Here is a 23,753-nt window from a genome sequence, read left to right as displayed (position 1 = left end):
ATGTCCACGACGACCTATGACCTGATCGCCAAGGAACTGGCGCAGACCTTCGGCCTGGACCCGGCCGAGATCAGCCCGTCACGCAGCTTCGCCGACCTCGGCATCGACTCGCTCGCCCTGGTGGAGCTGTCCGTCATCGTCCGGACGGAACTCGGCCCCCGGATGAACCTGTCCGACATCGTCCCGAACACCACGCTGGCCGAGGCGGCCGACATGATCGAGGGTGCGGCGTGATCGCGGTCAGCGGCCTCGGCCTCGTCACCCCCGCGGGCATCGGCGCCGGCGCCACCTGGCAGCGCCTGCTGACCGGCCGGCCCACCGCCACCCGCGACCCGGACCTGGACGGCCTGCCCGTCGACTTCTCCTGCCGCATCCCCGACTACGACATCCTCGTGCCGCCCCGTGGCCGATGGCGGCTGGACCGCTTCACCGTCGCCGCGCTGGCCGCCGCCCGCGAAGCCGTCGCCGACGCCCGCCTGGACCCCGGCGACTGGCAACCTGACCGCGTCGGCGTGGTGACCGGCACCGGCACCGGCAGCATGGAACGTTACCTGGCCGAATTCGAGCACCTGCGTGCCGGACGCCTCACCCTGATGTCGCCCATGGCGATCACCCGCAGCATCTCGAACATGGTTCCCGCGGAGATCGCGCTGGCCCTCGGCGCGCGCGGCCCGAACTTCACCGTCTCCACCGCATGCGCCTCCGGCGCCACCGCGATCAGCGTCGCCCGCGACCTGATCCGCTCCGGCACCTGCGACATCGTCATCACCGGCGGCAGCGAATCGGTTCGCTCCCGCATCCCCGCCGCCTGCTTCCACCGCATGGGCGCCCTCTCGACGCGCCGCGACGACCCCGCCGGGGCCTGCCGCCCCTTCCACGCCGAACGGGACGGCTTCGTGCTCAGCGAGGGCGCCGCCGTCCTCATCCTCGAACGCGACCTCCACGCCCGAGCCCGAGGCGTCCAGCCGTACGCCTACTTGGCCGGGTCCGCCTCCACCTGCGACAGCCACCACTTCGCCGCCCCGCACCCCGACGGCGACGGCCTCGCCACGGCGATGACGGCCGCGCTGCGCGAGGCCGGCCTGGGCCCCGGCGACGTCGGCCACGTCAACGCGCACGGCACCGGCACCCGCCTCAACGACGCCGCAGAGCACAGGGCGCTGCACCAGGTCTTCACCGACCCGCCCCCGGTGACCTCACTCAAAGGGACGATCGGGCACGCCGTCGGCGCCTCTGCGGCGATCGAGGCGGCCTGCACCGCTTTGTCGCTGCGTCACCAGGTCATCCCGCCGACCGCCAACCTCGACGCCCAGGACCCCGGCATCGACCTCGACGTTGTCGCAGGACAGGCCCGTGCCGCGCGCATGAGCAGCGCCGTCAGCTCCTCCTCCGCCTTCGGCGGGCAGAACACCGTACTCGTCTTCCATCGGGCGTGAAGGAGCAAACCGTGCACGATGCCGTTCCAGGGCCGGGCTGGCTGACCCCGCTCCTCTGGCGTGCCTACGCCCGCGACAGCGAACGGACGTTCCGGCGGGCCTTCGACCACTACGGCCCGGCGTTCGCGCTGTGGGTGCCGGGCATCGGGCGGACGGCGCTGCTGTGCGACCCCGACCTGATCGGCGGCGTCCTGTCGGCAGGGGGACTGCGCCCGTTCAAGCCCCGGCCGACCGCCGTCGTCTGGGGGCCGCGCTCCATCTTCGCCCTGCACGGGCCCGACCATCACCGCGTCCGCAAGCTCATGCTGCCCGTCCTGGGCGGCGCCGCCGTCGACCGGCACCGCGAGGACGCGATCGCCATCGCCGAGCGCATGGTGGACGGGCTGCCCACCGGCACCCCCTTCGAACTGCTCCCTCACGCCAGGGACGCGCTGCTGCGCGCCATGTTGCGGGCCATGTTCGGCCTTACCGACCAGCGCATGGACCGCTGGCAGGCTCCCGTGCGCGACCTGCTGGACATCGGGGGGTCGCAGCAGGCCAGCGTGAGGTTCGTGCTGCGGGGCCTGGGCGCGACCCGGGTGTGGCCCGCCTTCCACGCCGCCCGCCTGCGCTGCGGGCGGCTGATCCACGACGAGATCGCGCGCCGGCACCGCCGCGAGGAGGACGGCCGGGACATCCTCGGGCAGTTGATGCGCGCCCGCACCGCCGACGGGGCCGCGCTCACCGACGCCGCGCTGCACGACCAGGCCATCAGCGTGCTGGTGGCCGGGTTCATCGCCCCGGCGCTCGGCCTGGCCTGGGCCGTCGAACGCCTGGTGCGCCACCCGTCCGCACTCGACCGCCTGACCGGCGAGGCCATCGCCGGCACCGGGCAGGACTACGCCGCCGCGGTCGCCTGCGAGGCGCTGCGGCAGCGTCCGCCGACCTCCATCGTTCCGCTGGGCGTGACCGGCCACACCGTGACCGTGGGCGGCTACCGCCTGCGGCCCGGCACCAGTCTGCTGGTGCCCCTGATGGCGCTGCACCACCACCCCGGCCACTTCAGCGACCCGTACGTCTTCCGCCCCGAACGTTTCCTGCGCACACGGCCTTCGCCCTTCAGCTGGCTGCCGTTCGGGATCGGCCCCAAGATCTGCGCGGGCAGAACCCTCGCGATCCTGCAGATCTCCACCTTCCTGCAGGTCATCGCCCGCCGCCTGATCCTCAGCGCCGCCGGGCCTCCCGAGGAGGGCGTCCACCGCGCGCTCGTCAGCAACTACCCCAGCCACGGCTGCCGCATCACCGCCGCCAGCCGGCCGACTCATCAGGAGGGCTCGTGAGCGAGCTTGTCGAGGTCATCAAGAAGGGGGTCTCATGACCGAGCTTGTCGAGGTCATCAGTGAGCAGGGAAACATGGGCCCGACGAAGGAGGGTTCATGACCGAGCTTGTCGAGGTCATCAGTGAGCAGGGAAACATGGGCCCGACGAAGGAGGGTTCATGACCGCGCGCCGTCACGCCCGTCTGGCCGCCGTCGCCGTCCATCTGCCCGGCACGCTGCTCGGCACGGGCGAACTCGAAGAGCGCCTGGCCGAGCGCAACCCCGGCGTGCGCATCCCGCGCGGCCTGATCGAGCGCACCACCGGCGTGGCGTACCGGCACGTGGCCGCACCCGGGCAGCAGGCCTCCGACCTGGCCGCGGCCGCCGCCCACGACGTGCTGGCCCAGAGCGGGCACTCGACGTCGCAGGTGGACCTCGTCATGTACGCGGGGGTGACGGTCGACGCCGTCGAGCCGGCCACCGCCCACCTCGTGGCGGCCAAAGTCGGCCTGACCTGCCCGGTGTTCGACGTGCGCAACGCCTGCAACAGCCTGCTGGTCGCCCTCGAACTCGCCGAGGCGCTGATCGCCGCCGGCCGCTACCGCACCATCCTCGTCACCTGCGGCGAGATCGCCACCCCCGCCATGACCTGGCACCTTCCCTCCGCCGCGGCGTTCGAGGCCGCCATCCCGTCCTACACCGTCTCCGACTCCGGCGCGGCCCTGCTCGTCGAGGCCGCCGCCGAACCCGGCATCATCGCCCACCGCGCCTGCGCCGACTCCACCGGCTTCGACGCCGCCATCGTCCCCATCACCCGGACGGAGGGCGGCGGCTACCACACCGGGCCCTTCGCGGTCGACTTCTTCCGCCTGGCCGCCGCCGTCCTCAGACTCGACCCCGCCCACATCAGCGCGCCACTCATCGAGAACGGGCTCACCTGGCAGGACCTGGCTGCCATCTGCGTCCACCAGGCCTCGATGTCGTCGGTGGGCACCTTCTGCAATCGGTTCGGCATCCCCGCCGACAAAGTCGAGATCACCGTCGCCGAGCACGGCAACCTCGTGGCGTGCACGCTGGCGGCCCAACTGGCGCAGGCGGCCCAGGCCGGCCGGCTGCGCCGCGGCGACCTGGTGGCCCTGGTCGGGTTGGCCAGCGGCGTCAGTGCCGCCACCATGCTCGTGCGCTGGTGATCAGAGGGTGGAGGTTCCGCGGCGGACGAGCCCGTCGGCCACGCCGTGCGCGATGCGGTCGGCGCCGACGAGCCGCTGCAGGCGCACGGCCAGAGCCGGTGACAGGCCGGACAACCCGGCCACGAACCTGATGGGCCAGGGGGCGACCATGATCTCGGCGATGTCGTGGCGGACGGCCCGGCACACGGCCTGGGCCACCTGCTCGGGACTGCGCGACCACACCCTCGCGGGCACCCACGCGGGCGGCCGCACCGGAGAGCGGGTGATCATGCCCGCGTCGCGGATCACCGACGGGCAGATGACCGACACCCCGACGCCGTACGGGGCCAGATCAGCCCGGACGGCATGGGCGAAGCCCCGCAGGCCGTACTTGGTGGCGTTGTAGAGCGCCGCCCGCGCGATCGGCACCGTCCCCCCGACCGAGCTCATGAAGACGATGTGGCCGCGCCCGGCCGCGATCATCTCTTCCGCCGCCAGCCGGGCCATCACCATGGGGGCGCGCAGATTGACGTCGAGGCAGGTGTCGATCACGTCGAGCGGGTGGTGGGTCACCAGGGCGGGCGCGAAGACGCCGGCGTTGGCCACCACGATGTCGACGGGCCCGGCCTGCTTCATCATCTCGATCACGCCGTCGCGTTCGCCGAGGTCGGCGGTGATGATCCGGCCGCCCACCTCCTCGGCCAGCGCCGACAACGCTGCTCTGTCGCGGCCCGCGAGCAGCACCCGAACCCGCCGGGCGGCCAGCGCACGGGCGATCGCCCGGCCGATGCCGCCACTGGCGCCGGTGATCAGTGCGGTCGTCCCTGCCAGTCGCATGACGGCACCCCTTCGGCGAACACGATGAGTGGTTGTCCGATTACCTAGAGGATAGGCCGTCGGGGTGGGTCGCGCGGACGTAGTACAGCAGGTAGGGGAGATCGCCCTCGCTGTCCACCTCGAAGCCGGCGTCCGGGATCATGGCGCCGAACAGGTCGCGGGGGTCGTGCCGCGGGCGGTGCTGGGGCGTGAGGTCCAGAGTGCGAAGGGGAGTGACCTGCGTATAGGTGGCACGTGATTCGTTGTCGCGTGCGCACATGACTACATATCCTTGGGGGGAGGTCCGGTCGGACAAGGAAGGGCTGATATGTCGGGATATGGGCACGGTCACGGGCAGGAGCACGGGCACGCCCCTGGGGACGGACACGGGCACCCGCACGGCCCTGGGCGCGGACACGGGCACCCGCACGATCCTGGGCACGGGCGTGGTCGCGGGCGTGGGATGAAACGCGCGCTGGACAGAATCAAGCACGCGATCACCCCGCACAGTCACGACAGCGCCGACAAAACCGACGCGGCGCTCGAATCCAGCAGTCGCGGCATGCGGGTGCTGGCCATCTCCTTCGCCGCGCTCATGGTCACCGCCGTGGCGCAGGCGGTCATCGTCGCCTTCTCCGGCTCGGTGGCGCTGCTGGGCGACACCCTGCACAACTTCGCCGACGCGCTGACCGCGGTCCCGCTGGCGATCGCGTTCTGGATCGGCAGGCGCGCGGCGACCCGCCGCTTCACCTACGGGTACGGCCGGGCGGAGGATCTGGCGGGGATCGTCATCGTGCTGCTCATCGCCGCTTCGGCGGGGTTGGCGGGTTACGAGGCGGTCAAGCGCCTCATCGACCCGCAGAACGTGGAGGCGCTCGCCTGGGTGGCCGGCGCCGGTTTCATCGGTTTTCTGGGCAACGAACTCGTGGCCCGCTACCGGATCAAGGTCGGCCGTGAGATCGGCTCGGCCGCCCTCGTGGCCGACGGGTTGCACGCGCGTACCGACGGCTTCACCTCGCTGGCCGTGCTCTTCGGAGCGGGCGGCGCGGCGCTGGGTTACCCCATCGCCGACCCGATCGTCGGTCTGCTGATCACCGTCGCCATCTGCTTCGTGCTGCGTGACGCCGCCCGCGAGATCTACCACCGGCTGATGGACGCCGTCGACCCCGCCCTCGTCGAGCAGGCAGAACAGGCCCTGGCCGCCGTGCCCGGCATCAAGCGGGTGGGATCGGTACGGCTGCGCTGGATCGGCCACGCCATGCGCGCCGAAGTGGACATCCAGGTCGACCACGGGCTCTCGCTGGTAGAGGCGCACGCCGTGGCGGTGGAGGCCGAACACCGGCTGATCCACGACCTGCCCCGGCTGAGGGCCGCCACCGTGCACGCCGACCCCGACGGCCCCGAGGGGACCGATCACCACGCACCCCTGCTGGCCCATCGCTGAGGGGCTCGTTGACCGGCCGCGCCCGGGTGATCGGTCCTGGGCACGGCCGGCGAGTTCACGCCCAGGCCCGACGGCGGGGGCGGTCGCGTCAGATCAGGCGGTCATCGACGCTTCCCTGGAACATGGCGAGCAATCCCTCCTCCAGTCCCAGGGTGTGAAACTCGTTGGCGCCGTACAGGAGACCCTCCTGGACGTTTTCCGCGACGGCGAAGTCCTCCTGGTCGAAAACGGCGTCGTTGGTGAACTCGAAACGCTTGGCGAGGCCCTCCTGACCGCGTTCGCCTTCGAAGTCCGGCTCGCGATACAGCATTTCGTGGGTCCAGATCGTCCGGTCCGGGCCCTCCGGATAGAAAATGTTGATCGACACGTAGTCCGGATGCATGATGAAGAACGTGTTCGGGAAAAGAACGTAGTACACCGATGCGTACTCGAGGATACGCCACGACTCGGGATCGGTTTCCGAGGCCTCTTCGATGTTCGACCTGGCGGCGATCATCCGGATGTGCGGGCCGTGTTCAGAATGGGAGAGCACACCTTTTCTGAACATCTTCGACAGGGTAGTGCGATGCAAGTAGGGGACGTGGTAGCCCTCCAGATAGGTTTTGATCAGGAGTTTCCAGTTGGCCTCCTTGACCACCTTGGTCTTGCGGTACCGCACGAGTTTGTCGACCTCGAAATCGACCAGGTCGTCCAGCATGGGCCCGAGATACGATTCGAGGTCGACCTCGGCGTCGGCCGCCGGGTGAATCCAGACGAGCCCGCCCGCTTCGACGACCGGGAGTTCCTTCAGCCCGTATTCGCCGCGGTCCAGGTCGGGGAAGTTGTACTCCCGGGTGACCGACCTCAGGGAGCCGTCCAGGTCGTACACCCAGTTGTGGAACGGGCACACGAACGCCTTGAGCTGCTTCTCATCGCCCGACACCAGCCGGGCGCCACGGTGGCGGCACTGGTTGAGAAAACCCCGCAGCTTTCCCTGCCTGTCGCGGACGACGACGTAAGGAATCTTGTTCCAGTCGCTCAGCAGGTAGGAGCCGGGTTCGCGAACGTTTGTAACATGACCGGCCACAATGGGGTGGGTCCGAAAGATCTTCGCCATTTCGCGGTCGAGGATCTCCGGTGACGTATAGTTTTCGACGGGAACCCGGACCACCTTGCCGAGCATTTCTTCATTGCGGTCCTGTTCCCGTAAGGCGAACAGTCTTCTCATGACGTCGATCTGTTCTTGCTGCTTCATCGGATCCCCCCGGCGCCCGCACCCCATGCGGTCGAACGGCTACCGACCGGTGCGGCTGGTAGTGTATGATCTTGGGGATTGAACCACGGCTCGTCGGTCGTCGTCAATAGATTTCCCGTACGCGACCTCGATCCGCGACCGAGTCCCCACTCATAGGAGTACGAATGGACTTGCAGGAGTTCGCGCGCGGCGTATTCGATTCGCAGCCGTTCAGCCAGTTCATCGGGGCGCAGCTCACCGAAATGGGCGCCACCAGCGCGGAAATAAGAATTCCCATCGCCGACAACCTGAAACAGCAGCACGGATTCGTGCACGGCGGCGTGATCAGCTATATCGCCGACAATTCCATCACGTTCGCCGGCGGGCTGGCGCTCGGCGGGAACGCGTTGACGTCCGAATTTAAGATCAATTACCTGAAGCCGGCGGTCGGCGACGTGCTCGTCGGCCGGTCCTCCGCGAAGAGCGTCGGGAAGCGGCAGGCGGTCTGCCAGTGCGAGATCTACGTCGTCACCGACGGCCAGGAAAAGTTGTGCGCGATCGCCCAGGGGACCGTGGTCCCCTCGGGTTCATGAGGTAGACGGCGCCAAGCTGATCACTCGTCAAGCCCGAGGTTGGCCAGTTCTACGGTGTTGATCTACATTGTAAAGGCGGAGTCACGGGTCTCCGTCGGGTTCGGGTGAGACCATGTGAAGCTGCTGAAGGAGATTGATCGCCTCATCAATGGCATCTCCGGATAAAAGTGGACTTACTTGACAGGTCAGCCGTCCGACGCCCTATCTTCCCCACATGAACGCTTCTTCAGATGAGGGCATGTTGGCGTTGGACGGCTGCACCGTCAAGGTCGTGGACGCCGACCGGGTGATCGCCGTACGCGAGCGGATGCCGGCCGCCGAAGACCTCACCGACACCGCGGACATCTTCGGCCTGCTGTCAGACCCGAACCGGCTGCGGCTCCTGGTCGCCCTGCTGGACGGCGAACTGTGCGTGTGCGACCTGGCCGCGGTCACCGGCCAGAGCGAATCAGCCGTTTCGCACGCGTTGCGACTGCTGCGGGCGCACCGCATCGTGGCCGCGCGCCGTTCGGGCAGGATGGCCTACTACCGTCTGGAGGACCCTCACGTGCGGATGCTGCTCGACCTGGCTCTCGCCCACACCGAGCACACCGAGGCCATCCATCCCGAACGCGACGAAACCACCTGACCGGCGCGTAGAGGCATCGGCGTCGTTTCAGGGGACAGGGAGTGCTTGACTTGGGGCATGACCGTAAAGGCCGTCCCCGGGGAAGGCAGATGACAGAGCAGCACGGCCACGCTCGCGCCGAGGACGGCGCCCGCCTGGCCTACCAGCGGCGCGGCGACGGCCGGGCGCTCGTGCTCCTGGCCGGGCAGGCGAACAACCACCTGTGGTGGGACCGCGTCCGCGGCGACTTCCACGCCACTCACAGCACGATCACCATGGACTACCGGGGCACCGGCGCCAGCGACAAACCCGACGGGCCCTACTCCACGCAGGGGTTCGCCGACGACGTGATCGCCGTCCTGGACGAGCTCGGCGTCGAGCGGGCCGACGTCTACGGCACCTCGATGGGCGGCCGGGTGGCACAGTGGGTGGCGGCCCGCCATCCGCACCGCGTGCGCCGCCTGGTCCTCGGCTGCACCTCACCGGGAGGCGAGCACGGTGTCGAGCGCACGAACGACGTGCGGCGGGTGCTCGCCGGGCCAGGCGCGGCCGAGGCGCTGGCGGACATGATGTACACGCCGAAGTGGCGGGCCGACAATCCCGGCCCCTACACCACGCTCGGTGACCCGGCGATGCCGCCGCACGCCGTGCGCGGGCACCTTCGGGCCAGCAACGAGCATGATGCCTGGCAGGTTCTGCCGCGGATCGCCGCGCCCACGCTCGTCCTGCACGGCGACGACGACGTCCTGGCGCCGGTGGCGAACGCGGCGCTGCTGGCCGAGCGCATCCCCGACGCCAGGGCGCACGTCTTCCCCGGCGCCCGCCACGCCTACTTCGAGGAGTTCCGTCCGCTGGCGAGCACTTTGGTCGCCGACTTCCTCACCGAAGCCGAAGCCCGGTGACGGCGTCGGCCTCGATGTGGGTGACGGCGGTCATCGCGCCGTAGGCCAGCAGGTAGACCGTGCAGTGGTCGCTGAAACGGCGGTCGGTGGCGCGCCAGGCGGCGACGTGCTCGTCGGTGAGGGACTGCGGCGCCAGCCCGGCCAGGACGGCGACCCGCGCCCCTGGACGATCCCCCTCCGGCAGGTCCGCCAAGGGCTCCTCCAGCCAGTCGCCCGCGGGCCGCAGCCGGCCGCGATGGGCGGCGATGACCCGGGCCGTCGTCTCGGCCGCCGCCGTGCTGAGCAGGCCGGCGCCCTGGGCGGCGGTGGCGGCCAGGGTCGCGTACGCCGTGCCGATCGGCCCGTCGCCCGCCCACGCCGGCGGGACCTGGGAGGGCAGGCCGTCCAGCAGCGGCAGGGTGGCGCCGGGGCGCAGGTCCTGGCCGAGGTCGCGCAGGACGGGGGCGCCTTCGAACGGCGGCTCGTCGGCGGGGTCGAGGGTGCCCGGCGTCAGCCCGGTGGGCAGCATGGCGGCGGCCACCCTGTCGATGAAGTGGGTGAACAGGAGCGTGCCGACGAACTCGGCGGCGGCCGTCCGGGCGAAGGGCGCGGCGAGGGGCTCCTTGCCCGTGACGCCGGTGGACGCGGCCCAGGCCAGCAGGGCCGCGAGGGGTTCGTCGGCGGGCGCCTCGCCGCGCTCGGCGGCGTCGGCGAGGTCGGGGCGGCCCAGCAGTCGCAGCACCGCCAGGAACGCCCGCACGTCGTAGTCCAGGTTGTTGGCCTGGGCGGCGCCCAACGCCACGACGGCCTTGTCCACCGGCGGCACGTCGCCCGCCAGTTGCGCCTCGCGCATCAGCGACCAACCGGCCGCCGTCAGCTCCGGGGACGGCGACATCATCATCACCGCCGGTCCGATGCTGGAGAACTCGGCGTTGACCTGCGCGTAGACCTCGGCTACGACGCCGCGGGCGCGGTTCGGCGCCACGGGGGTGACGTGCCGGATCAGGGTCGGTGACATGAGCGATGCCTTTCGTCAGGGGACTCAGAGCATCGCGGTCGGGGTGCGGCCATGTCGTCATGCGGCGGGAGACAGTCCCGGATACTCCCCCGGGGGTATGTCGCTTGCCTGATCAGCCGTCCGTCAGGAACGCCGCGACGGCGTCGGCGACCTGCGCGGGCATGTGTTCCATGAGCGGGATCGTGCCGCCGTCGATGACCGCCGACCGTACGCTCGCCGCCGTGAGATGCTCACGGAGCGGGGTCATCGCCGGGAACGCGAACGGGTCCTGCGAGCCGGTCAGCAGCAGCACGGGTGCTTTCACCAGGCCGATCCTGTCCTCCATGCGGTAACGCGCGCACGCCCGGTGGCCTTCGGCGGGATCGACTCCGGGCGCGAGGGCGTCGTGCGTGAACCGGTCCAGCAGGCCCGTGACCGGGTTCGGATAGTACGGCCGCCGCAGCCCCCACAACCTGACCAGATGTTCGCCGTCGGGGGACGGCACGGCCTCGTCCACCCCGGGGCCGTCCGCGTGGGAGGCCCGGTATCGGGCGTCCGTCCACGGCGCCGACGACAGGACCAGCAGGCCCACCCGCTCCGGCGCCGCCGCCGCCATCTCGATGCCGACCGCGCCGCCGGTGTGGTGGCCGAGCACGTCGGCCCGCTCGATGTCCAGGGCGTCGAGCAGCGCCAGGGCGCCGGCCGCGAACAGTTCGATCGTGTGCGGCGCCGGGGGCTTGGCGCTGGCGCCGAATCCGAGCATGTCCATGGCCAGGACGCGCCGGTGCGGGGCCAGCAGGGGGATCAGCTCGCGGAACTCGTCCCACGATCTGGGGGTCTGGTGCAGGAGCAGCAGGGGATGGCCCGTGCCCTGCTCGGCGTAGTGGAGCTGGCCGAAGGGCGAGTCGGCGTACCCGAAGCGCGGCGGAGCGGTGATGTTCAAGGAGGTCTCTCTCTCACATGCCGGGGGATCCCTTCGGAGTCTGGCCCGGCGATCCCCTGAACGCCACCTCCTCGGACGCGGTTGAGGCGCCCGGCGCGGGTGGCACAGGCCCCGCCGGTCATCATCCGGCCGGCGGGGCCAGGGGGTTTCAGAGTGCGGTGACCCGGTCGAGGGCGGGCGGTGCGACCGTCTCCTCGGCCTGGAAGTAGGCGCGCAGGGCGTCGTAGTCGCGCGAGTTGCGCACCGCGTCGGTGAAGCCGGTCAGCGCGTCGAAGCCGTCCGCGCCGATCAGCGTGTACGCCAGGGCGGCCACCCGGTAGGTCTTGCTGGCGTCCAGCGGGGTGCCGTCGATCAGCACGGCGGCGGGGTCGACCCGGTCGCCGACCGGCCGCGAGGCGTCATAGGAGTAGCGCACGCCGGCCGAGACGGCCAGCGGGCTGAACCGCACGCTTCCGTCGGCCTGCGTCCGCCACTGCTGCTCCAGCGTCTGCTCGATCTGCTGCCCGGTGAGGGAGACGGTGAGCACGGGGTTGGCGTAGCCGTAGGCGGCCCAGGCCTCCCCGAACAGGACGGTTCCGTCGGCGTCGGCCGCGTTGGTTCCCTTGGCGAAGCGCAGGTCGCCGCGCAGGCTGTTGGAGCCCTTCAGCGGCGCCGTGGCCACCAGGGACAGGTCGACGGGGCCGCGCCCGGCCTGCTTGGCGTCCGCGTACTGCACGTCGGCGAGCAGGTTGCCCAGCGTGCTCTCGCCGTCGGACTCGCGGGTCCTGGTGATGTCCCCGCTGATCTTGCCGATCGGGCGCGCGTACGTCTGCGCCGAACGGCCCTTCCAGTGGTCCACGAGCCGCGTCATCGCGGGGTCGGGGGTCACGTCCCTGGTGACCGGGTGGTTCACCGAGGTGGTGGCGGAGCGGATGACGTCACCCGTACGCGGGTCGATCTTGAGGTTCATCTCGTTGATCAGCCGGCCGTGGTTGGCCGCCTCCACCACGGGCCGGGGGTTGCCCGCCGGGTCCTGGATCACGCAGTTGTTGAACAGCGCGTGCCAGTGGCCGGTGACGATCGCGTCGATGTCGGGGGAGGCCTGCCTGGCGAAGTCGAAGACCGGCCCCGACGGGTTGCCGCACCGGTCGTAAACGTCTCCCGCGGACCCGCCCTCGTGCACGTTGGCCACGATCGCCTCGACGCCCCGGCGCTTCAGCTCGGCCGCGTACTTGTTCGCGGTCTCCACCAGCGGCAGGTTGTCCAGCTCCGGCTGGTAGGACGTCGAGCCGGTGACCGTGGTCGGCGTCGTCAGGTTGATGAACCCGATCCGCACGTTCTTGCCGCCGGCCACCTTGACCTGCTTGATGACGTACGGCTGGAAGATCGGCTTGGTGGAGCCCTTGCGGGTGATGTTCGCGGAGGAGAACGGGTAGTCGGCGCCGTGGAAGCGGCGGCCGGTCGAGTCGGTGAAGCAACTGTCCACGTCGACCTCGCCGAAGCAGCGGCCCTTGCCCATGTGGTCGCGCAGGAATTCCAGGGACCGGTCGAGCTCGTGGTTGCCCACCGCGGAGAACTGCACGCCGATCGCGTTCAGGAACTCGATGGTGGGCTCGTCCTGGTGGTAGGCCACTTCGGCGGGCCAGCCGCTGAAGTCGTCGCCCGTGGTGAAGGTGATCGAGTTCTCGTGGCCCTGCCGCAGGTTCTTCAGGTGCGTGGCGATGTACGGGGCGCCGCCCACCACGATGGTCTTGCCCTCGGCGTCCTTCACCGTGCCGTTCGCGGTGTCGTTCATCGGTGTCAGGTAGCCGTGGAAGTCCGTGATGGACAGGAGTTGGACGTCCACGGGGGCCTGCGCGGCCTCGGCGACGCCGGCCTGCATGACCGTGACCGCGGAAAGGGCCAGGGCCGCCGAGGCCGTCGCCCAGCGCCGGATGCTGCTGTGCTGCATGGATACCTTCACTTGCTCTCGCTTGTTGGCCGCGGCATTCGACCATCGCCGGATGACGGCCGGCGGGCCGTCGATCACCGGGCAAGTGAAGAGCGGAAGAAGGGGAGGGCAGCGCGCGCCCGTCGTTCAGGTCGCTCTGGGGCCGTTGACGCGGGCGCGGTCGAGCCGGCGGGCCTTGAGCGCCAGGTGGAGGTGCGAGCGCACCAGCCCGTCGCGCAGGTCGGCGCCGAGAAGGGCGGCTATCCGGTCGAGCCGGTAGTAGACGGTGGTGCGGTGCAGGTGCAACGAGGCCGCCGTGCGCCGGACGTCGCAGCCCAGGTCGAGGTAGGTCTCCAGGGTGGGCAGCAGGCCGGTGCGCTCCAGCGGGGCGAGCACGGGGTCGGGCCGCGTCTCCGCCAGCATGCGGTACGGGCCCGCGCCGGACCAGTGCAGGATCCGAGGCAGCGCCGGGTCCAGCGCGGCCGCCTCCGCCGCGGCCCTGGCCTGCTTGTACGCCTGGCGTACGGCCTCGACGTCGAAGCCGGCGGGGTCACCGACGCCGACGGCGAAGGGACGGCGAACGGTCACGCGCAGTGCCCGGTCCAAGGCGGCGGGGTCGTTGCGCCCGAACAGCGTGTCACGATCCCCGTATCGGGCCAGCGCGTCGGGATCGTGGTGCCGGGACGCTGCGTCGGGATCGCCGTGCCGGTTCACGGTGTTGGGATCGGTGTGCCGGGCCGGGGCGGTGGGATCGTGGTGCCGGGATACCGCGGCCACGTGGGTGGCGGTGACGAAGCAGCCGACGCACTCTGGGTGTTCTCGCGGCAGGGCCGTAGCGAGGCGGCGGAACTCGGCGGCGGACAGGGCGGGGACGCGCTCGCGCCCGCGGCTGATCGGGACGGCGGCGCAGACGAGGACCTGGCTGCCGAGCAGCGACGGGTCGAGGTCGGCCAGCCGGTCGCGGGCGCCGGTGCCGGGCCGATCGGGTGCGAGCAGGCGGCGTAGCAGATTCTCCCGCTCGTCGGTGCGGCCGGCGAGGAGGCGGGCCAGTTCGGCGGCGGCCTCGGCGACCGCCTCCAGCGCGGCCGTTCCGAGCGCCTCGTCGGGCAGCCACAGGTAGCCGAGGCGCCGCTCGCCGTGCCTGATGGGGACGCACAGCCGGCCGCGTAAGCCGAGGCCGGGGTTGGCGGGCAGCCGGACGGGGGCGGTGGCGCGGGCGATGCCGTGCCGGTTCTGCCATCGGCGGATCTCGGGCGCGACCCGGCGTGCCAGGATCGCGGCGACACGGGCGGGATCGGGGTGGGTGTCCTGGCTGCTGTAGGCGATCAGCCGTCCGTCCACGGAGTCGACGAACAGCCCGTGCCCGAGCTGTCCGGCGAGGTCGTCGAGCAGGTCTTGCACCATCTCGTCAGGCATGCACGATTCCTTCCCCGCGCCTTCTTCTGCGACAGATGGAGAAGCGGCACGGGCGTGGTCTCGGCTCTGGTCCGATGCGTCGAGCGCGTCCTGCCGCCTACCGTCGGAACGAGCTCTGAGCAGGGAGATGACCAATCGTGATGCGTGCCCGCTTTCCCCGTCCCTGGGTGTCGGCCGCCGGCGAGCGCCTGACGCGCGAGGTCGGCGGCCAGTCGCCCGCCGCCCCGCACCAGGGAGGATCATGAACGTTTCCCGCTTCAGTGACCGCTACCTGGACGTGCCCCGCCTGACCTGCAAGGTCGGCGTCCCTCTCGCGGCCCAGCCCGAGATCGGCCACAACCGCTGGCACCCTGACATCCCGCCCGCCGTCGAGGTGGATCCGGGCGGTGAGGTGATCCTGGAGTCGGCCGCCTACGACGACTACCAGATCCACGACGACGGCGACCTGGAGGAGTTGCGGCGCGTCGACCTGTCGCGCATGCATCCGCTCACCGGCCCGGTGCGCGTCAACGGCGTCCGTCCTGGCGATGTGCTGGTGGCGGAGGTGCTGGGCGTCGAGCCGCTGAGCGGCATCGCCTTCTCCAACATCCTGCCGGGCACGCCGGGCCTGCTCGGTGAGATCTTCCCTGACGGCTACCGCTCGACCTGGCACGCCAGGGGCGGCATCGCCGAGTCGCCCGAGGTGCCCGGTGTGCGCATCCCCGCTCAGCCGCACGTCGGGACGATCGGGGTGGCGCCGTCCCATGAGCTGATGCGCCGCTGGCATGAGCGCGAACAGCCGTTGTACGCCGACGGCAGGGCCTTCGCCCCCGACCCGCGCAACGCGCTGCTGCGTGGCCTCGGCGAGCGGGCCGCGCGGGTGGCGGCCCGCACCCAGCCGCCTCGGGAGAACGGCGGCAACATGGACATCAACCAGCTCGGCCCGGGGTCCATGGTCTACTTCCCGGTGTTCGTGGCGGGCGGGCTGCTGTCGCTCGGCGACCACCATCTGTCGGCGGGGGACGGCGAGTGCAGCTTCAACGCCATGGAGATGGACGGCCGCACCTGGCTGCGGCTGCACGTCATCGAGGACGGCATGGCCCGTCACCGCATCACCACCCCGCTGGTCCGGCCCGCGCCGCTGGTCGCGCAGTTCGGCGCCGACCGCTATCTCGGCTTCAACGGGTTCTGTTTCGACGATGAGGAGCAGGGCTACCAGGACGCCGGTCACGCCGCGCGCGAGGCGGTGTTCCGGGCCGTGGACTACCTGATGGGGCTGGGGTACAGCGGCGAGCAGGCGTACGTGATCCTGAGCGTCGCGCCCGTCCAGATCCGCATCAGCTGCATCGTCACGATCCCGAACCCGACCGTCACGCTCTACCTGCCGGTCGACATCTTCGAGCGCGACATCCTGCCCCGCTGACAGGGGAGCGACTGCGGGGGTTTTCGCAGGGTAGGCGGGTGGCCGTCGAGTAAAACGATGGCGACAACCCCTTGACCTTTGTCCCAACAGTCTCATATTTTCGATGTACCTCAAATATATCGAAGGTATACAACACTCCATGACCCCCCCTGGACGAACCAAGACCGAGCAGGCGTATTTCGCGCTCAGGCGCGCGATCGTCGTAGGTGACCTCGCCGAAGACGCGCCGTTGGACGACGCAATGTTGCTGACGCGCTATGGCTATGGGCGCACCCCCATAAGGGAGGCGCTCAAACGGCTGGCCGACGAGCAGTTCATCACCTACCCGCCACACCGCACCCCGTATGTGCGCGGGATCAAGCTCAGAGATCTGTCCAGGTTGTACGAGGCGCGCCACCTCCTGGAGGAGCCGGTGGCGCGTCTGGCCGCACGGCGAGTCACATCGGCGCAGCTCGATCGGCTCGACTGGATTTGCGACCGCATCGACGAGGAGATCGCCGAGGGCCATCCGTACGAGGCCGTGGAGTACGACCATGAGTTCCACCTGGAGATCGCGAAGTCGACGGACAACCGGTTCCTGGCCGAGTCGGTGAACAAGCTGAACTGCGGATCCTTGCGGATCTGGTATTTGGCGCACAGCAGGCTCGGCATGGAGACCGTCAACGAGGGTCATCGGGCCGTCAAGGCCGCCCTCGTGGAGCGCGATGCGGACAAGGCGGCGTCGCTGGTCAGCCAGCACATCGACACGTCGTACGCCCGGCAGATGGAGCTCCAGAAGCTGGACACCAGCACCTACAAGCCAACGCCGATCACCCCTCCCTAGGAAATACCATGAGAAAGACCTCGTTGGCCGGGGGCATGCTCGCTCTTGCCCTGGTAACGGTCGCAGGATGTGGCAACGGCACCGCCACCAACGCCAACGACTCGGCGGACTCGGGAACCATCACGGTCAAGGGTTATTCGGGAGTGTTCGAGGACAACTTCCAGAAGGCCGTCATCGAGCCGTTCAAGAAGAAATATCCGAAGATCCAGGTCAAGTACGTCGGCTCCGCCAACTCGGCGGAGAACCTCGCCTCGCTCCGCGCCGCCAGGAACACCCCCGACACCGACGTGTCCATCATGGACATCTCCACCTCGGGCACCGCCAACAAGTCGCAGCTCTTCGCGGCGCTCGACCCCGCCAAAGTGCCCAACATGGCCGACATAGACCCGCGTGGCAAGGTCGAGGGCAACTTCGGCCCCGCGCTCACCTTCGACAGCCTCGTGCTGATCTACAACGACTCGGTCAGCCCCGCGCCCACCAAGTGGGAGAGCCTGTGGGACCCCAAATACAAGGGAAAGGTCGTCGTCCCCGCTCAGCCTGACATCCAGGGCACCGCGCTCATGCTCGTCGAGAACCAGAAGGGCGGCGGCGACTACACCAAGTCGGTCGACGCGGGCGTGGCGCGGCTCAAGCAGCTCGCGCCCAACGTGCAGACCTGGGATCCGCAGCCCGACCAGTACACCCTCGTGCAGTCCAACACGGCCGCGCTGGCCATCGGCTGGAACGCGCGCGCCCAGTACTACCAGGACCAGAGCCAGGGCAAGATGAAGGCCGCCATCCCGGACGAGGACACGATCTTCCAGATCAACACCATCAACCTGGTGAAGGACTCGCCCTCGCCGGCCGCCGCGCAGACGTTCCTCAACTACGCGCTCAGCCCGGAGGCGCAGGCCTCCTTCACCGACACGATGTTCTACGCGCCCACCAACACCAAGGCCAAGCCCAGCGACGAGGCGCTCGCCCGCACCTCGCTCGACCCGAAGAAGTCCGCGAAGATCCTCGACGTCGACTGGTCGCAGGTGGCGGCCAACCGCGACGCCTGGACGCAGCTCTGGCGACGCCAGATTCTGGCCGGCTGAGGGGACGGCATGGCATTCCTCCAGCTCTCCAACATCGTCAAGAAGTATCCGGGCACCGATCGGCCCAGCGTCGCCGACTTCACGCTGGACATCGACAAGGGCGAGTTCATCTCCCTGCTGGGCCCGTCCGGTTGCGGCAAGACCACCACCCTGAGGATGATCGCGGGCCTGATCGAGCCCACCTCCGGCCAGATCCACCTGGACGGCGGCGAGCTGACCAGGGCCCCGGTGCACCAGCGCGGCATGGGGCTGGTCTTCCAGAACTACGCCCTGTTCCCGCACCTGGACGTCGAACGCAACGTGGCCTTCGGCCTGGAGATGCGCCGCGTGACCAAGTCCGAGGCCAGGCGGCGCGTCGAGGAGGCGCTCGACCTGGTCAGGCTCGGCCACCTGAAAAGCCGGCGCATCAAGCAGCTGTCCGGCGGCCAGCAGCAGCGGGTCGCCCTGGCCAGGGCCCTGGTCATCGAGCCGTCCGTGCTGCTGCTCGACGAGCCGCTGTCGAACCTGGACGCCAAGCTGCGTGACACGATGCGCGAGGAGATCCGCGCCATCCAGCGCAAGCTCGGCATCACCACCGTGTTCGTCACCCACGACCAGGACGAGGCGCTGGCCGTGTCCGACCGGATCGTGGTCATGTCGGAGGGCGTGGTGGAGCAGGTCGGCACGCCGGAGGAGATCTACGAGCACCCGGCCAACAAGTTCGTGGCCGGGTTCATCGGCCGCGCCAACCTGTTCGAGTGCGAGATCAAGCGCACCTCCGGCGGCGTCGCCGAGCTCCAGGTGGCCGGGCTCGGCCCGATGCACGCCATCGACGACCACGGCGCACCGGGCGCGGCGACCGTCCTGGTCCGTCCGCACCGGCTGCGGATCAGCGCCGCCGACGACGACGCGCACGGCACGGTCGAGACGGTCGTCTACGTCGGCGACTCCATCGAGTACGGCGTGCGGGTCGGCGACTCCACGGTGTCGGTCCAGTCCGTGGCCGGCAGGGACGGCCGGCTGGAGCAGGGCGCGCGCGTGCGGCTGTCCTGGCGGGCCGAGGACGCCCTGGTGCTGAAATGACCGGGACGACCCGATCGAACCGGCTGACGGTGCTGGGCCTGACCGTACCCGGGCTCATCGGCATGGCCGTGTCGTTCCTGCTGCCGCTGCTGTGGCTGCTGCGGATGAGCTTCAACAGGGGAGACTCCTCGGGGCTGATCGAGGAGACGTTCACCTTCGACTCCTACGCGCAGTTCCTGGGCGACTCCTACTACTGGGACATGGTCTGGGAGACCACGATCCTCGGGCTCGGCGTCACGGTGCTGACGCTCGTCGTGTCGTATCCGATCGCGCTGTTCCTGGTGCGCACCGAGTCCAGGTTCAAGGGCGTGCTGATCGCGCTGGCCGTGGCGCCGCTGCTGACCAGCTCCGTCGTGCGGACGTACGGCTGGCTGGTGCTGCTGGGCAACCAGGGCGTGGTCAACCAGGCCCTGCTGGCGACCGGGCTGATCGACGGGCCACTGGCGTTGATCAACAACAAGCTCGGCGTCTACGTGGCGCTCGTCGAGATCATGATGCCGTACATGATCCTGGCCCTGCTGGCGGGCTTCGGCCGGTTCAACCCCGAGCTGGAGCACGCGGCGCAGAGCCTGGGCGCCAACCGGTGGCGCACGTTCTGGCGCATCGTGTGGCCGCTGAGCATGCCCGGCGTGCTCACCGGGGCGCTGCTGGTGTTCGTGCTGACCATCAGCGCGTTCGTCACGCCCAGGCTGGTGGGCGGCGGCAAGGTCTTCTACCTCGCCACCGAGATCTACGACCAGGCGACCGAGACGCTCAACTGGCCGTTCGCCGCCGCGATGGCCTTCATCCTGCTCGGGCTCTTCGCCATCGTCATCGTCCTCTACCAGAGGGCACTTCGGCGCATCGAGGCGCAGTAGGGAGGCCGGATATGACATCGAAACTCAGAGGCTGGCCCACCCGGATCCTGGTGACGCTGCTGTACCTGTTCCTGCTGGCGCCCATCCTCATCGTGGTGGTCATCTCCTTCGACACCCAGTCGACGATGGCCTTCCCGCCGCAGGGGTTCAGCTTCCAGTGGTACGCGCGCCTGGCGGAGAACGCGGAGTTCATCCACGGCTTCCAGGTCAGCGCGGTCGTGGCCGCCGGGGTGGCGCTGCTCGCGCTGCTGATCGGGGTGCCCGCCGCCGTGGCGCTGACCTGGCACGAGTTCCCCTTCCGCGGGGTGCTGTCGGGTTTCTTCCTCTCACCGCTGATGGTGCCCGCGATCGTGCTCGGCCTGGCGCTGCTGCTGGTGCTCGCCCCCATGCGCATCACCGGGACGTACGGCGGGCTGATCGTGGCCCACCTGGCGATCACCGTCCCGTACGTGATCAGGACCACCTCGATGAGCCTGATGACCATGAACAGGTCGTGCGTGGAGGCCGCGCGCACGCTCGGAGCATCGCCCTGGCGCACCTTCCGCCGCGTGACGCTGCCCCTCATCGCGCCCGGCGTCCTGGCCGGCGGCGTGATCGCCTTCCTGATCTCCTTCGACGAAGCGGTGATCTCGCTCTTCGTGGTGGGCCCCCAGGCCACCACCCTGCCCGTCGAGATCTTCCACTACGTGGAGGAACGGACCGACCCCCAGATCGCGGCCCTGTCCGTCGTCCTGATCGCCATCAGCATCGTGTTCGTGGTGGTCATCGAACGAGTCGCCGGTCTGAAGAAGGTCCTTCGCTAGCAACACCTATCTGGAGCAGTGTTCCATGTTCATCCGCCATCCTTCCGCGCCCTCGATCGATCCACGGATCGTCGAGGCACTGAGCCAGGTCTGCACCTCCACGCTGGGCCACCTGCGTGACTACGGCTTCCCCCGGGGTCTGACGCCCAACGTCCGGCCGCTCAAGTTCGTCGGCACCGCCGTGACGGTGCGGCTGCCGCACCTGGACTCCACCGCCGTCCACGTGGCCGTGGACGATCTGCGCCCCGGTGACGTCCTCGTGGTCGAGCAGAGCGGCGACGAGCAGAGGTCCTGCTTCGGCGGGCTGGTGTCGTTCACGGCCAAGACCAGGGGCGCCGTCGGCGCGGTCATCGACGGCCAGATCAACGACATCGAGGAGATGTCCGGGTACGGCTTCCCCGCCTACTCGCGCGGCATCTCCGCCCTGACCACGAGGATCGCCGGCATCGAGGGCGCCATCAACGTGCCGGTCTCGGTCGGCGGCGTGGTGGTCAAGCCGGGCGACGTCGTGTTCGCCGACTCCGACGGCATCGCGATCATCGATCCGGCCGAAGCGCTGGACCTGGCCGCCGTGCTCAAGCGGAAGGAGGACGCCGAGATCCCGACCCGCGAGAAGATCGCCGCGGGCGCGCGGATCTCGGACTTCTCCGGCGCGGCCAAGCACTACCTCTGAATCGATTGGAGCCGTTGATGAGCATCAAGATCGGCGTCGCGCAGTTCGACGCCACCACCGACAAGCAGGCCAACCTCGCCACCGCGATCGAGCTGATCGAGCGGGCCGCCGCCGACGGGCTCGAACTCGTCGTGCTGCCCGAGAACAGCATGTACTCCAACCCCGACCCGACCGCGGACATCTCCGGCGCGGTGGAGTCGCTGGACGGCCCGTTCGCCTCCGGCGTCCGCGAGGCCGCCAAGCGGCTGGGGATCGCCGTCGTCGCGGGCATGACCGAGCGGCTCCAGGACGACCGGCGCGCCTCCAACACGGTGATCGCGGCCGACGCCGGCGGCGAGCTGGTCGGCGTGTACCGCAAGGTGCACCTGTACGACGCCTTCGGCTACCGGGAGTCGGACCGCATCAAGCCCGCCGACTTCGTGCCGCTCACCTTCAAGCTCGGCGGCCTCACCTTCGGCGTCATGACCTGCTACGACCTGAGGTTCCCCGAGATCGCCCGGCTGCTGGTCGACGCCGGCGCCAACGCGATCATCGTGCCCGCGGCGTGGGTGGTCGGCCCGGCCAAGGAGGACCACTGGACCACGCTGGCCCGCGCCCGCGCCATCGAGAACACCTCCTACCTGGTCGTCTCCGGCCAGACGGGGCCGTCCTGCACCGGGCAGAGCATGATCATCGACCCGATGGGCGTGATCGCCGCGTCGGCGGGGGAAGCGCCGGGCATCGCCTCGGCCACCGTGACCGCCGACCGCGTGGACCAGGTACGCGCCAAGAACCCGAGCCTGGCCAACCGCAGGTTCACCGTCTCGGCCCGCTGAGTCAGCGGGTTCGGGCTTCCAGAACGGTGAACAGGGCCTCGCTCCAGTCGCGGTAGCCGGCCACGCTGGGGTGGAAGAGGTCGGCGGCGAACTTGTCCGTCCACGGTGGTGTGAAGTGGGCGGACAGTTCGGCGACCCCCAGGCCGCGACGGCGCGCGGTGGTGTGCAGGATGTCGTTGCTGCCGATGCCGCAGGTTACTCAGCCTGGTGGATCTACAACCGATGCGGGGCAGCCCGGATCCGGCTGCCGCGTGAGAAGCCTGCGAGCGACCGGCGGGCGTCCGGTCACTGCGTGGCGGCGGGGCCGGTGAGCACGTCGAAAGCGTGGCGGCGGTGGGTGGCGAAGAGTTCCAGGGCGCGTCCGGTGTCGCGGGCGCGCAGGGCGGCGGCCAGTTCGCGGTGCTCCTCGGGGATGTGCGACAGGTAGCCCGCGGCGGCGAGGCCGACCCGGGTCAGCAGGAACAGGTGCACCTGGGAGCGGATGGCCCGCCACGCCTCCTCCAGACGCCGGTGCCGGGCGGCGGCGTAGACGGCGTCGTGGAAGGCGATGTCGCGGCGGACCATCTCGTGCGCGTCCTCGGCCCGGTCCATCAGGTCGGCCGCCTTCTCGACGGCCGCGACGTCGTCGTCGGAGGCGTGGGCGACGACCTGCTGGACGGCGAGGTGTTCCAGCGCGGCGCGCAGGCTGTCGAGCTCGGCGACGTCATCGGGGGAGAGCGTGGTGACGGTGGCGCCGCGGTGCCATTCGCTGCGGACCAGGCCCTCGCGTTCCAGCCGCAACAACGCCTCGCGTACGGGGCCGCGGCTGACGTCGAGCGCGCCGGACAGCTCCACTTCCCGCAACGGCGCCCCGGGGCCGTAGGTGCCGGCGAAGATGGCCTCCCTGATACGGTCGGCGACTTCGTCGGCGAGACCCCGGCGGCGGGCCGGTGCCACCCTGCCCTGTTCACTCATGGCTCCAGCCTCTCATGACCGCGCCCTCTGTCGTGCATCTTGTCTAATTGTTAACATTCATACATCGCTAGAGAGAGGAATGCCCCCTCATGACCGTTCTCGACTCCCCGATCCCCCGGTTCCACCTGGCCATGCCGGTCGACGACCTCGCCGCCGCGCGCCGCTTCTACGGCGAGGTGCTGGGCCTGGAGCAGGGCCGCAGCTCCGACACCTGGGTGGACTGGAGCCTGCACGGCCACCAGTTCGTCACGCACCTGGCGCGGGAACGCACGCGGCGCATCCACAACCCGGTCGACGGGCACGACGTCCCGGTGCCGCACTTCGGCCTGATCCTGACGATCCCCGAGTTCCACAAGCTCGCCGACCGGTTGCGCGCGGCGGGCGTCGAGTTCGTCATCGAGCCGTACGTGCGCTTCGAGGGGCAGGCGGGGGAGCAGTGGACGATGTTCCTGCTCGACCCGGCGGGCAACGCCCTGGAGTTCAAGGCGTTCGCCGACGACTCCCAGGTCTTCGCCGTCTGATCCCTGCGGTGGGGCGCGTCCGGCGGGCTGGAACCCGTCGGA

General features: G+C 69.9%; 26 protein-coding genes. 18 read left to right on the top strand and 8 right to left on the bottom strand.

Annotation, left to right across the window (positions count from 1 at the left end; genetic code table 11):
- The 4 genes from ACFOY2_RS52345 (at position 1) to ACFOY2_RS52330 (ending at position 3,924) form a co-directional block, all read left to right on the top strand.
- Positions 1-234 (top strand): acyl carrier protein, encoded by a 234-nt coding sequence (locus ACFOY2_RS52345; RefSeq protein ID WP_379535682.1) that lies wholly within the window; start codon positions 1-3, stop codon positions 232-234.
- Positions 231-1,436, top strand: a complete 1,206-nt coding sequence (locus ACFOY2_RS52340) for a beta-ketoacyl-[acyl-carrier-protein] synthase family protein (RefSeq protein WP_379535681.1) — start codon at positions 231-233, stop codon at positions 1,434-1,436. Before ACFOY2_RS52345 ends, ACFOY2_RS52340 begins: the two co-directional genes overlap by 4 nt.
- Positions 1,437-1,447: 11 nt before the next feature.
- A complete protein-coding gene (locus tag ACFOY2_RS52335; RefSeq protein WP_379535680.1) occupies positions 1,448-2,755 on the top strand; it encodes a cytochrome P450 in 1,308 nt (435 codons plus the stop codon).
- A 158-nt stretch (positions 2,756-2,913) separates the two neighbouring features.
- The gene (locus ACFOY2_RS52330; protein ID WP_379535679.1) at positions 2,914-3,924 is read left to right on the top strand and encodes a 3-oxoacyl-ACP synthase III family protein; all 1,011 of its coding nucleotides are present in this window, start codon (positions 2,914-2,916) and stop codon (positions 3,922-3,924) included.
- Here the strand turns inward: ACFOY2_RS52330 and ACFOY2_RS52325 are convergent, their stop codons facing one another.
- Together ACFOY2_RS52325 and ACFOY2_RS52320 are read right to left on the bottom strand one after the other, a co-directional pair.
- Complete coding sequence (locus tag ACFOY2_RS52325) at positions 3,925-4,740, bottom strand: SDR family NAD(P)-dependent oxidoreductase (RefSeq protein WP_379535678.1); 816 nt, start codon at positions 4,738-4,740, stop codon at positions 3,925-3,927.
- Between the two features lie 40 nt (positions 4,741-4,780).
- The gene (locus ACFOY2_RS52320) at positions 4,781-4,999 is read right to left on the bottom strand and encodes a hypothetical protein (RefSeq protein ID WP_379535677.1); all 219 of its coding nucleotides are present in this window, start codon (positions 4,997-4,999) and stop codon (positions 4,781-4,783) included.
- Between the two features lie 58 nt (positions 5,000-5,057).
- Here ACFOY2_RS52320 and ACFOY2_RS52315 point away from each other — a divergent pair, with 58 nt between their 5' ends.
- Positions 5,058-5,186, top strand: coding sequence for a hypothetical protein (locus ACFOY2_RS52315; protein ID WP_379535676.1), 129 nt, complete (start codon positions 5,058-5,060; stop codon positions 5,184-5,186).
- Positions 5,183-6,163 (top strand): cation diffusion facilitator family transporter, encoded by a 981-nt coding sequence (locus ACFOY2_RS52310; protein ID WP_379535675.1) that lies wholly within the window; start codon positions 5,183-5,185, stop codon positions 6,161-6,163. The genes ACFOY2_RS52315 and ACFOY2_RS52310 overlap by 4 nt, the downstream gene beginning before the upstream one ends.
- 88 nt (positions 6,164-6,251) lie before the next feature.
- Here ACFOY2_RS52310 and ACFOY2_RS52305 read toward each other — a convergent pair whose 3' ends face one another.
- Positions 6,252-7,397: an aromatic ring-hydroxylating oxygenase subunit alpha gene (locus tag ACFOY2_RS52305; protein ID WP_379535674.1), complete on the bottom strand. Its 1,146-nt coding sequence runs from the start codon at positions 7,395-7,397 to the stop codon at positions 6,252-6,254.
- A 164-nt stretch (positions 7,398-7,561) separates the two neighbouring features.
- Between ACFOY2_RS52305 and ACFOY2_RS52300 the strand changes: the two genes are divergently transcribed.
- The 3 genes from ACFOY2_RS52300 (at position 7,562) to ACFOY2_RS52290 (ending at position 9,478) form a co-directional block, all read left to right on the top strand.
- Positions 7,562-7,969 (top strand): PaaI family thioesterase, encoded by a 408-nt coding sequence (locus ACFOY2_RS52300; protein ID WP_379535673.1) that lies wholly within the window; start codon positions 7,562-7,564, stop codon positions 7,967-7,969.
- A gap of 214 nt (positions 7,970-8,183) precedes the next feature.
- Positions 8,184-8,597: an ArsR/SmtB family transcription factor gene (locus ACFOY2_RS52295; RefSeq protein ID WP_379535672.1), complete on the top strand. Its 414-nt coding sequence runs from the start codon at positions 8,184-8,186 to the stop codon at positions 8,595-8,597.
- Between the two features lie 89 nt (positions 8,598-8,686).
- Entirely contained in the window at positions 8,687-9,478 is a 792-nt protein-coding gene (locus tag ACFOY2_RS52290) for an alpha/beta fold hydrolase (RefSeq protein ID WP_379535671.1), read from the top strand.
- On the opposite strand, the gene ACFOY2_RS52285 is transcribed toward ACFOY2_RS52290, so the two are convergent.
- From ACFOY2_RS52285 to ACFOY2_RS52270, 4 genes are all read right to left on the bottom strand, one after another.
- A complete protein-coding gene (locus ACFOY2_RS52285; RefSeq protein WP_379535670.1) occupies positions 9,456-10,475 on the bottom strand; it encodes a DNA-binding protein in 1,020 nt (339 codons plus the stop codon). The two genes, ACFOY2_RS52290 and ACFOY2_RS52285, sit on opposite strands and share 23 nt — an antisense overlap.
- A 112-nt stretch (positions 10,476-10,587) precedes the next feature.
- Entirely contained in the window at positions 10,588-11,397 is an 810-nt protein-coding gene (locus ACFOY2_RS52280; RefSeq protein WP_379535669.1) for an alpha/beta fold hydrolase, read from the bottom strand.
- A 148-nt stretch (positions 11,398-11,545) separates the two neighbouring features.
- Positions 11,546-13,327: a bifunctional metallophosphatase/5'-nucleotidase gene (locus tag ACFOY2_RS52275; protein WP_379535668.1), complete on the bottom strand. Its 1,782-nt coding sequence runs from the start codon at positions 13,325-13,327 to the stop codon at positions 11,546-11,548.
- Positions 13,328-13,453: 126 nt separating this feature from the next.
- Entirely contained in the window at positions 13,454-14,722 is a 1,269-nt protein-coding gene (locus tag ACFOY2_RS52270; protein ID WP_379535667.1) for a helix-turn-helix domain-containing protein, read from the bottom strand.
- A 241-nt stretch (positions 14,723-14,963) separates the two neighbouring features.
- Here ACFOY2_RS52270 and ACFOY2_RS52265 point away from each other — a divergent pair, with 241 nt between their 5' ends.
- From ACFOY2_RS52265 to ACFOY2_RS52230, 8 genes are all read left to right on the top strand, one after another.
- Positions 14,964-16,124: an acetamidase/formamidase family protein gene (locus ACFOY2_RS52265; protein ID WP_379535666.1), complete on the top strand. Its 1,161-nt coding sequence runs from the start codon at positions 14,964-14,966 to the stop codon at positions 16,122-16,124.
- Between the two features lie 139 nt (positions 16,125-16,263).
- Positions 16,264-16,947, top strand: coding sequence for a GntR family transcriptional regulator (locus ACFOY2_RS52260; RefSeq protein WP_379535665.1), 684 nt, complete (start codon positions 16,264-16,266; stop codon positions 16,945-16,947).
- A gap of 8 nt (positions 16,948-16,955) precedes the next feature.
- Positions 16,956-18,026: an ABC transporter substrate-binding protein gene (locus tag ACFOY2_RS52255; protein ID WP_379535664.1), complete on the top strand. Its 1,071-nt coding sequence runs from the start codon at positions 16,956-16,958 to the stop codon at positions 18,024-18,026.
- A 9-nt stretch (positions 18,027-18,035) separates the two neighbouring features.
- Positions 18,036-19,088, top strand: coding sequence for an ABC transporter ATP-binding protein (locus tag ACFOY2_RS52250; protein WP_379535663.1), 1,053 nt, complete (start codon positions 18,036-18,038; stop codon positions 19,086-19,088).
- On the top strand, positions 19,085-19,945 hold the full coding sequence (locus tag ACFOY2_RS52245; RefSeq protein WP_379535662.1) for an ABC transporter permease: 861 nt from the start codon (positions 19,085-19,087) through the stop codon (positions 19,943-19,945). The genes ACFOY2_RS52250 and ACFOY2_RS52245 overlap by 4 nt, the downstream gene beginning before the upstream one ends.
- A gap of 11 nt (positions 19,946-19,956) precedes the next feature.
- A complete protein-coding gene (locus ACFOY2_RS52240; protein WP_379535661.1) occupies positions 19,957-20,748 on the top strand; it encodes an ABC transporter permease in 792 nt (263 codons plus the stop codon).
- Positions 20,749-20,773: 25 nt separating this feature from the next.
- On the top strand, positions 20,774-21,421 hold the full coding sequence (locus tag ACFOY2_RS52235) for an RraA family protein (RefSeq protein WP_379535660.1): 648 nt from the start codon (positions 20,774-20,776) through the stop codon (positions 21,419-21,421).
- Positions 21,422-21,438: 17 nt separating this feature from the next.
- Positions 21,439-22,236: a carbon-nitrogen hydrolase family protein gene (locus tag ACFOY2_RS52230; protein WP_379535659.1), complete on the top strand. Its 798-nt coding sequence runs from the start codon at positions 21,439-21,441 to the stop codon at positions 22,234-22,236.
- A gap of 285 nt (positions 22,237-22,521) precedes the next feature.
- Here the strand turns inward: ACFOY2_RS52230 and ACFOY2_RS52225 are convergent, their stop codons facing one another.
- Entirely contained in the window at positions 22,522-23,190 is a 669-nt protein-coding gene (locus ACFOY2_RS52225) for a GntR family transcriptional regulator (protein ID WP_379535658.1), read from the bottom strand.
- A gap of 89 nt (positions 23,191-23,279) precedes the next feature.
- Between ACFOY2_RS52225 and ACFOY2_RS52220 the strand changes: the two genes are divergently transcribed.
- Positions 23,280-23,711: a VOC family protein gene (locus ACFOY2_RS52220; RefSeq protein WP_379535657.1), complete on the top strand. Its 432-nt coding sequence runs from the start codon at positions 23,280-23,282 to the stop codon at positions 23,709-23,711.
- Positions 23,712-23,753: the final 42 nt, after the last annotated feature.

Origin of the sequence: Nonomuraea purpurea (genome assembly GCF_042650645.1) — a bacterium.
GTDB classification, from domain to species: domain Bacteria; phylum Actinomycetota; class Actinomycetes; order Streptosporangiales; family Streptosporangiaceae; genus Nonomuraea; species Nonomuraea purpurea.
Note: the sequence above shows the minus strand (reverse complement) of the source record. Positions and strands in the feature narration are given on the sequence as shown.

What these genes read in the sequence shown, in the direction of transcription:
- ACFOY2_RS52345 (WP_379535682.1), top strand. Translation starts at nt 1, where the DNA reads ATGTCCACGACGACCTATGACCTGATCGCCAAGGAACTGGCGCAGACC.
- ACFOY2_RS52330 (WP_379535679.1), top strand. Translation starts at nt 2,914, where the DNA reads ATGACCGCGCGCCGTCACGCCCGTCTGGCCGCCGTCGCCGTCCATCTG.
- ACFOY2_RS52325 (WP_379535678.1), bottom strand. Translation starts at nt 4,740, where the DNA reads ATGCGACTGGCAGGGACGACCGCACTGATCACCGGCGCCAGTGGCGGC.
- ACFOY2_RS52320 (WP_379535677.1), bottom strand. Translation starts at nt 4,999, where the DNA reads ATGTGCGCACGCGACAACGAATCACGTGCCACCTATACGCAGGTCACT.
- ACFOY2_RS52315 (WP_379535676.1), top strand. Translation starts at nt 5,058, where the DNA reads ATGGGCACGGTCACGGGCAGGAGCACGGGCACGCCCCTGGGGACGGAC.
- ACFOY2_RS52310 (WP_379535675.1), top strand. Translation starts at nt 5,183, where the DNA reads ATGAAACGCGCGCTGGACAGAATCAAGCACGCGATCACCCCGCACAGT.
- ACFOY2_RS52305 (WP_379535674.1), bottom strand. Translation starts at nt 7,397, where the DNA reads ATGAAGCAGCAAGAACAGATCGACGTCATGAGAAGACTGTTCGCCTTA.
- ACFOY2_RS52300 (WP_379535673.1), top strand. Translation starts at nt 7,562, where the DNA reads ATGGACTTGCAGGAGTTCGCGCGCGGCGTATTCGATTCGCAGCCGTTC.
- ACFOY2_RS52295 (WP_379535672.1), top strand. Translation starts at nt 8,184, where the DNA reads ATGAACGCTTCTTCAGATGAGGGCATGTTGGCGTTGGACGGCTGCACC.
- ACFOY2_RS52290 (WP_379535671.1), top strand. Translation starts at nt 8,687, where the DNA reads ATGACAGAGCAGCACGGCCACGCTCGCGCCGAGGACGGCGCCCGCCTG.
- ACFOY2_RS52285 (WP_379535670.1), bottom strand. Translation starts at nt 10,475, where the DNA reads ATGTCACCGACCCTGATCCGGCACGTCACCCCCGTGGCGCCGAACCGC.
- ACFOY2_RS52275 (WP_379535668.1), bottom strand. Translation starts at nt 13,327, where the DNA reads ATGCAGCACAGCAGCATCCGGCGCTGGGCGACGGCCTCGGCGGCCCTG.
- ACFOY2_RS52270 (WP_379535667.1), bottom strand. Translation starts at nt 14,722, where the DNA reads ATGCCTGACGAGATGGTGCAAGACCTGCTCGACGACCTCGCCGGACAG.
- ACFOY2_RS52265 (WP_379535666.1), top strand. Translation starts at nt 14,964, where the DNA reads ATGAACGTTTCCCGCTTCAGTGACCGCTACCTGGACGTGCCCCGCCTG.
- ACFOY2_RS52260 (WP_379535665.1), top strand. Translation starts at nt 16,264, where the DNA reads ATGACCCCCCCTGGACGAACCAAGACCGAGCAGGCGTATTTCGCGCTC.
- ACFOY2_RS52255 (WP_379535664.1), top strand. Translation starts at nt 16,956, where the DNA reads ATGAGAAAGACCTCGTTGGCCGGGGGCATGCTCGCTCTTGCCCTGGTA.
- ACFOY2_RS52250 (WP_379535663.1), top strand. Translation starts at nt 18,036, where the DNA reads ATGGCATTCCTCCAGCTCTCCAACATCGTCAAGAAGTATCCGGGCACC.
- ACFOY2_RS52245 (WP_379535662.1), top strand. Translation starts at nt 19,085, where the DNA reads ATGACCGGGACGACCCGATCGAACCGGCTGACGGTGCTGGGCCTGACC.
- ACFOY2_RS52240 (WP_379535661.1), top strand. Translation starts at nt 19,957, where the DNA reads ATGACATCGAAACTCAGAGGCTGGCCCACCCGGATCCTGGTGACGCTG.
- ACFOY2_RS52235 (WP_379535660.1), top strand. Translation starts at nt 20,774, where the DNA reads ATGTTCATCCGCCATCCTTCCGCGCCCTCGATCGATCCACGGATCGTC.
- ACFOY2_RS52230 (WP_379535659.1), top strand. Translation starts at nt 21,439, where the DNA reads ATGAGCATCAAGATCGGCGTCGCGCAGTTCGACGCCACCACCGACAAG.
- ACFOY2_RS52225 (WP_379535658.1), bottom strand. Translation starts at nt 23,190, where the DNA reads ATGAGTGAACAGGGCAGGGTGGCACCGGCCCGCCGCCGGGGTCTCGCC.
- ACFOY2_RS52220 (WP_379535657.1), top strand. Translation starts at nt 23,280, where the DNA reads ATGACCGTTCTCGACTCCCCGATCCCCCGGTTCCACCTGGCCATGCCG.